General features: G+C 58.4%; 8 protein-coding genes. 6 read left to right on the top strand and 2 right to left on the bottom strand.

Annotated elements, in window-relative coordinates; all coding sequences use genetic code 11:
• The 6 genes from ACIQ39_RS18105 to ACIQ39_RS18080 all read left to right on the top strand — a co-directional run.
• Positions 1-560 (top strand): ABC transporter permease subunit (locus ACIQ39_RS18105; protein ID WP_396435981.1); only part of this gene is annotated, 560 nt, incomplete at its 5' end.
• Positions 557-1,288, top strand: a complete 732-nt coding sequence (locus ACIQ39_RS18100) for an ATP-binding cassette domain-containing protein (protein WP_396435980.1) — start codon at positions 557-559, stop codon at positions 1,286-1,288. The genes ACIQ39_RS18105 and ACIQ39_RS18100, both read left to right, overlap by 4 nt.
• Before the next feature lie 31 nt (positions 1,289-1,319).
• Positions 1,320-1,925, top strand: coding sequence for a CDP-alcohol phosphatidyltransferase family protein (locus tag ACIQ39_RS18095; RefSeq protein ID WP_396435979.1), 606 nt, complete (start codon positions 1,320-1,322; stop codon positions 1,923-1,925).
• A gap of 153 nt (positions 1,926-2,078) precedes the next feature.
• Positions 2,079-2,843: a site-specific integrase gene (locus tag ACIQ39_RS18090; protein ID WP_396435978.1), complete on the top strand. Its 765-nt coding sequence runs from the start codon at positions 2,079-2,081 to the stop codon at positions 2,841-2,843.
• A complete protein-coding gene (locus ACIQ39_RS18085; protein ID WP_396435977.1) occupies positions 2,783-3,010 on the top strand; it encodes a tyrosine-type recombinase/integrase in 228 nt (75 codons plus the stop codon). The genes ACIQ39_RS18090 and ACIQ39_RS18085 overlap by 61 nt, the downstream gene beginning before the upstream one ends.
• Positions 3,007-4,128, top strand: coding sequence for a transposase (locus tag ACIQ39_RS18080; RefSeq protein ID WP_396435976.1), 1,122 nt, complete (start codon positions 3,007-3,009; stop codon positions 4,126-4,128). The genes ACIQ39_RS18085 and ACIQ39_RS18080 overlap by 4 nt, the downstream gene beginning before the upstream one ends.
• A gap of 261 nt (positions 4,129-4,389) precedes the next feature.
• On the opposite strand, the gene ACIQ39_RS18075 is transcribed toward ACIQ39_RS18080, so the two are convergent.
• The gene (locus ACIQ39_RS18075; RefSeq protein WP_396435975.1) at positions 4,390-5,229 is read right to left on the bottom strand and encodes a hypothetical protein; all 840 of its coding nucleotides are present in this window, start codon (positions 5,227-5,229) and stop codon (positions 4,390-4,392) included.
• Between the two features lie 106 nt (positions 5,230-5,335).
• On the bottom strand, positions 5,336-5,986 hold the full coding sequence (locus ACIQ39_RS18070) for a hypothetical protein (protein WP_396435974.1): 651 nt from the start codon (positions 5,984-5,986) through the stop codon (positions 5,336-5,338).
• Positions 5,987-6,427 lie beyond the last annotated feature (441 nt).

Here is a 6,427-nt window from a genome sequence, read left to right as displayed (position 1 = left end):
TGGCTTGGCTGGAGCTGGCCCCGCGCCGCTGGCAGCAGGCCTTGCAACCCTTTTTCTTGTTGCCGCTGGTCTTGCCTTCGGTGCTGTGGGTGGTGGGCTTGTACAGCCTGGCGCTGCACACTCGCTTGGAAGGCCAATGGCTGGGCCTGAGCCTGGCGCACGCGGTCATGGTCTTGCCCTATGTGCTGCTAGCGCTGGTGCCCGCGTATCAGGCGGTGGACCCGCGCCAAGCCGCGCTGGTGGCCAGCTTGGGCCATGGCCGCTGGGTCTATCTGTGGCGCGTGAAGTGGCCATTGCTGAAACGCGCCATCGCCTCGGCTTGGGCCGTGGGCTTTGCGGTCAGCGTGGCGCAATACCTGCCCACGCTCTATGTGGGCGCGGGCCGCTTTGCCACCGTCACCACCGAAGCCGTCACCTTGGCCGCGGGCGCGCAACGCTCGCTCATGAGCGCCTACGCCGCGCTGCAAATGCTCTTGCCCATCGCCGCCTTTGCGCTGGCCGCGTGGCTGGGCAGACCCCGCCGATTTGAGAAGATCGCCCCCATGAAAGCCACACCATGACCGACACCCCACCCGATGGCCTTCATCACGGCATGAACGACGGCCTGCACGTTCACATCGAACGCTTGGGCAGCGCGCATCACGCGCTGGTGAGCGGCCTGCGCCTAGACGTGCCGCCCGGCGCAATCCTCACACTCATGGGCCCGAGTGGCTGCGGCAAAAGCTCGGTGCTGGCATCAATAGCGGGCACGCTGGCCAGCGTGTCCGAAGGGCTGCAGCCCCTGCAGTTGCAAGGCTCGGTGCAACTCAATGGCCGCGAACTTGCGCACCTCCACACCCATCAACGCGGCGTGGGCCTGGTGTTTCAAGACGCCTTGCTTTTTCCGCACATGACGGTGGCCGAGAACTTGCTGTTTGCCGTGCCCGCAAGCAGCACCAACGGCATCAGCCTCACCAACGCGCAACGCCAAGCCCGCGTGCAACAAGCGCTGCAAGAAGCCGAGCTGACTGGCATGGGCAATCGCGACCCGTCCACGCTCTCGGGCGGGCAGCGTGCGCGTGTGGCGCTCATGCGCGCTTTGTTGGCCGAGCCGCAAGCGCTGCTGCTCGACGAGCCGTTTTCCAAACTCGACGCCGCCTTGCGCGCCCAGCTGCGCCCCTGGGTGTTTGCCCATGTGCGCGAGCGGCGCATCCCGGTGGTGCTGGTCACGCACGACGAACAAGACGTGGCCGACCCGCAGCGCGTGCTGCACTTTCGCGCCACCGAAGAAAGCCCAAGCCATGTTTGACCACCATGTTTGACCACCATGTTTGACCACCATGTTTGACCGCCACGCCCAAACCCTGTTGCGCCCCGTGCTCGACTTCACTGCACGCGGCTTGGTGCGCGCAGGCATCAGCGCCGACACGCTCACCTGGCTGGGCTTTGCCATCGGCATGGCCGCCGCCGTGGCCATTGCGCTGCAAGCGTGGTGGTGGGGCTTGGCGCTGCTGCTGGCCTCGCGCTTGCTCGACGGCCTGGACGGCAGCGTGGCCCGCCTGACCCAACCCACCGACGCGGGCGGCTTTCTGGACATCGCGCTGGACTTTTTGTTTTACGCCGCCATCCCCCTGGCCTTTGCGGTGGCCAACCCCGCCACCAACGCCCTGCCCGCTGCGGCCTTGCTGGCCAGCTTCATCGGCACCGGCAGCAGCTTTCTGGCGTTTGCCGCACTGGCCGAAAAACGTGGCCTGACCGACACCGCCTTGCCGGGCAAAAGCTTTTACTTTTTAGGGGGCCTCACCGAAGCCACCGAAACCATCACGGTGTTTGCCGCCATGTGCGTGTGGCCTGAACACTTTGCGGTGTTGGCTTATGGGTTTGCGGGCTTGTGTGCCATCACCACGGGGATGAGGGTTTGGTGGGGGTATCGGCGGCTGGGGTGATTTAAGCAGCCATGCGATCAGCTGGGATGCGACAGTTGGACGAAGCCGCTACGCGGAGCGGGTGTGCCGCAACGGCTGTTGGTGAATTCGTAAGCTGTAGGCTCATGCCTCAATTGTGGGGCATGTGATCTTCAACTTATCTGGAGTTTGCCCATGTCAACGTATCCCGGTGGCTATGACCCCGCCATTTTCCCCGAACCATTTTCCAGCGCGTACCGCACCCACCTGCAACACCTCAAGCTCAAAGGCCTGCAGCCCAAAACCATTGACGCTTACGCCCGTGCAATTCGGCGCATGGGCGACTACTTTGATTTTGCAATTGACAAGCTCTCGCCCACGCAACTGACCCACTATTTCAGCGATCTTGTGGCCTCTCATTCTTGGAGCGCCGTCAAACTCGATCTTTACGGCTTCAAGTTCTGTACCCTACACGTACTGGGCAAACCCTGGAGCAGCCCAAACTTCATCAAGCCCCCCAAGGTTCAGCGCTTGCCTGACATTGTCACCGTGGAAGAAGCGCAAGCTCTGTTTGCCGCCACTCGGGTGTTGAGTTACCGCGTGTTTTTCTTCACGCTCTACAGCATGGGATTGCGCCTGAGCGAAGGCTTGGCTTTGAAGGTCGCAGACATTGATGCAGTCCGCCAGCGCGTACATATTCGCGACTCCAAAGGTAACCGTGACCGGCTGGTTCCCTTGCCAGCAGCCACGCTTTTGGTGCTGCGCCGCTTTTGGGCCACGCACCGCAACCCCGTGCTGATGTTTCCCAATCGCCTGGGTGGATTCAAGGGCGCGCACGCGGCACGTACGCCGCTGGACCGGGGCGGCGTGCAAAAGACATTGCACCAAGTGGCCATCGATTGCGGCCTAAAAAAAAGATCACCCCGCACAGCCTGCGCCACAGCTATGCCACGCATCTGATTGAAGCTGGGGTCGATTTGCTGGAGGTGCAGAAGATTTTGGGCCACCACTCCATCCTCACCACCACCCGCTACACCCACCTCACCCACAACACCAACACCCAAGCAGGCGAACGCATTGAGGCCTTGATGGCACGCTTTTGTGTGGACTGGGGTGGTGTCAAATGATCACCTTGGCCTCCATCATTGAGCGCTTTGGCGCAGACTACTTGGCGCAGTATCCCCAGTGCGCCTCACACGTCCAGCGCCAGGCCCTCGCAGCCATGCAGCGCTGCCGCACCACATTGGCGCCGCGCATGCTGGCCCAGTGCACTGACTGTGGCGATCAGAAAATGGTGCCGCACTCCTGCGGCCACCGCAACTGTCCCCACTGCCAAGCCCACGAGAGTCAGTCCTGGATTGAGCGACAAACAACACGGCTGGTGCCGAGCAACTACTTTCTTCTCACGTTTACTTTGCCCAGCGAGCTGCGCACGCTGGTTTGGCAGCATCAACGCGTTGCCTACACCGCCTTGATGGACTGCGCTTGGCAGACGTTGCGCGTCTTCAGTGCCAACCACAAACAGTTGCAAGGCACGCCCGGGGCCATGGCCGTACTGCATACCCATTCGCGGCAGTTGGAGTTTCATCCACATGTTCATGTGCTCATGCCAGCGGCGGCGCTGGATGCCAATAAGGGCTTGTGGCGCAGCATGCGCCGCAGCAATAAGGGCGGCGACTACTTGTTCAGCCACAAAGCATTGGCCAAAGTCTTTCGCGCCAAGTTCTTGGCCGCCCTGCGTGAACAAGGTCTGACGCCACCAGCGAACTTGCCGCAAGTGTGGGTGGTCGATTGCAAGAGTGTGGGCAGTGGTCACAAGGCCATCATCTACTTGGGCCGCTATCTGTACCGGGGCGTCATTCAGGAGAAGGACATCTTGCGCTGCGACGGCAACAACGTCACCTACCGTTGGCGCGACAGCAAAACCAAACGCCTGACCTCGCGCACCGTGAGTGGCGCGCAGTTTCTGCGTCTGGTAATGCATGTGCTGCCCAAAGGCTTTAGAAGGGCGCGCAACTTTGGTTTCTTGCATCCCAACAGCAAAAGGCTGATCGCCTTGCTGAAGTTGCTGGTGTTCAAGCGCCCAAGTGGCATCGCAACCCCATCAGCGACTTCGGACACCACACCTCGTGCGCAATGGACGTGCGCGTGCTGCGCCGGTGCCATGAGGGTGCTGCGCCGCCGAATCTTGCCATCGACCAATGCGCCACCACCGCAACGCAGTGGGTCCACCACGAACCAGTAACAATCCCGATCTCAGCTTGAGGATTGCGCAACAGTGCCCCAAAAGCACTGAGCATGTGCTCGACCAAAAACAGCCACACACTGCCCAAAAGTGCCGCAATGGCACAAGGCGCACCGCCGTCATATCGCTTGAGCCATGTGAATGCTCAATCGCACAGGCAAGACAAAAAGATGTTTTCTGTAGGGCTTAAACCACCGCCCAGAACCGGGCTCGTCCAACAAACGGATCAGGTCGCGGCTTCGCGCGACCTATCCTTACTCGTTATGCATCAACCTTGATGACAAGGAGTTCATCAATCTTTGAGTCTGAAAGCGGGTCGTGCACGTACTTCACAAGGCAGTGAAGCCTCACCTGCTTCTCGGTCATGGAGAGTATGAAGTCCTCTACTTCCTGGTCTCCGATATTCCTGAAGCGATAGTTCCCTTGTAGAACCGCTTGATCAGGTGCCACTCTTGCGCGACCAACGTTCTCGTATTTGTTGAAATCGAAGATATCGCAGACGAGATGCACTGGCGACTCGTCGATGTTGGCTGGCGGAAAAAATCGTCCCTTATCTGCGGCGTTTAGCTCAAAGATTGGATTGTTCTTTGGGCCGAGAAGGGCAATGCGACTTACGGCCGGTACGCCAAGGAGATTATCCAACTCACGGACACCGCCGATGATCTGCGTTCCTACTTGGTAAACCGTTCCGTTGTACGTGTTGTATGTGTCGCCGGCAACTACAGCGACATTGCCGTCTCCATTTTGCTGAATCGTCGGCTGCTTTCCAGCGTGCGCGAGATCGTAAACAAACTTCAAGAAGTCGAATCCGTTCTTGGTATGTTCCCAAATTTGCAGAGGATCTGCGGTGAGCGGCAGCACGGCCTGCAGGCCCGTGTACACAGCACCAAGGCCAGCAATGAACGAGCCCTCCTTATAGCCAGTGACGCGAACTTGGTAGCGCTCGCGATCTAGCTCACTAATTCGTTTCTTGCCTGTCAGCGCGCGGTAGTTGCCGTCAAAAATGTGTTGAAGACCGCTGAGCCCAACAGCCAGCTTGTCGACTCGATCGCCGCCCTCGAAGGCCGTGCCGTGCATCTCGAAGCGGTACGGGTCTTGCATTCATGATCTCCCGGGAGTGACTGAGGCTGACTTTGCTGCCTAACGTGAAAGTCACCGGCGCTGCGCGGCTTGATCGCGCAGCATACGGTGGACCGCAGGTTTAGAGCTACTTTTCATTGCGAAAATCGGCTTTGCCCTTGCCGATGTAGTCGGTAAGTGTTTTCACACGTCGGTACAGCGACAAAAGGATTTTCAAACTTAGGTAGGGATGCCCTGTGCGCGCATTGATTTCTTCAAGGTTGTTGAACCCAAGTAGTTTCCCCATTTGCTCCAGGCATGACGTGATGAATTCCAGTTCTTCTTTCTTGAACTGAAGCTCATTTCTTTCGACCTCAAGTCGAAGTAGTTTTCGCTCAGACATGCCCCGAACGATACGGTCGTATACATCGTTGGCATGGCCGATAGTGTTGGCGATACTCTTGACAAGGCGCTCAACAGAGAAAGCAACGCTGAGAATAAGCGCGACTTCAAGCCAACCGGGTGAGGCATAGTGAATCGACGCTATTTGCGGGCGGTCTTTCTTCGGCGTTACAAATTTAAGCTGGTTGTAAAAGTTCACCGCGCTGTAGCCACCCCTCCACGGAAATGCGTGATATGCGTTGTGTATGCGCTCCAATGCATCTTCGTCACGCTCTGGCATAAGGGAATAGACAAGGAAATAGACCTGCTCGAATGCGCGCGGAAAGACATAGAGATCTTCAAGCGACCACTCGCCTTCAATATGAATTGTGTATGTCTCGAATCGTGTTGAGGTCATCGGTAGCTCTAACTTGATGTAGACCACAAAACCCAGTTGATACACCCGGTTTGAGTCGATACATCTCTTTTGTTGAAATCGTTGCAACCAGTTTCCGCCTTGGGCTTCAGATCCAAGTCAGCAATTCACAACATCCCCACCGCACCATCCAGGGCAGCAGGCCTGAACCGCCACACTATACCCAAATAAATACGAAAAATTATTTAAAAATTGCCTTTACGCGTAAACCCCCATGCGCCCCCCAAACCCACCCCAACCCCCAACCAAAGCTGGGCATAATCATTCACGCCCCCGCTGGCCACCCCGCCCAAACGCCCCTCCGGCAAACCGCCAAAAACAACAATCAGCCCCCGCACAGATGACCGCCAACGCCTTCCACAACATCGCGCAAATTGAAACCAGCCTGTGGGAAGCCGCCGATCAGCTCCGTGCCAACTCCAA

The organism is Limnohabitans sp., from assembly GCF_044361645.1.
Lineage (GTDB): Bacteria > Pseudomonadota > Gammaproteobacteria > Burkholderiales > Burkholderiaceae_C > Limnohabitans_A.
The sequence above is the reverse complement of the archived record's forward strand: the minus strand, read 5'-3'. Positions and strand labels throughout refer to the sequence as shown.

Coding starts and splice junctions, on each gene's coding strand:
- ACIQ39_RS18090 (WP_396435978.1), top strand. CDS start 2,079: ATGTCAACGTATCCCGGTGGCTATGACCCCGCCATTTTCCCCGAACCA.
- ACIQ39_RS18095 (WP_396435979.1), top strand. CDS start 1,320: ATGTTTGACCGCCACGCCCAAACCCTGTTGCGCCCCGTGCTCGACTTC.
- ACIQ39_RS18075 (WP_396435975.1), bottom strand. CDS start 5,229: ATGCAAGACCCGTACCGCTTCGAGATGCACGGCACGGCCTTCGAGGGC.
- ACIQ39_RS18080 (WP_396435976.1), top strand. CDS start 3,007: ATGATCACCTTGGCCTCCATCATTGAGCGCTTTGGCGCAGACTACTTG.
- ACIQ39_RS18070 (WP_396435974.1), bottom strand. CDS start 5,986: ATGACCTCAACACGATTCGAGACATACACAATTCATATTGAAGGCGAG.
- ACIQ39_RS18100 (WP_396435980.1), top strand. CDS start 557: ATGACCGACACCCCACCCGATGGCCTTCATCACGGCATGAACGACGGC.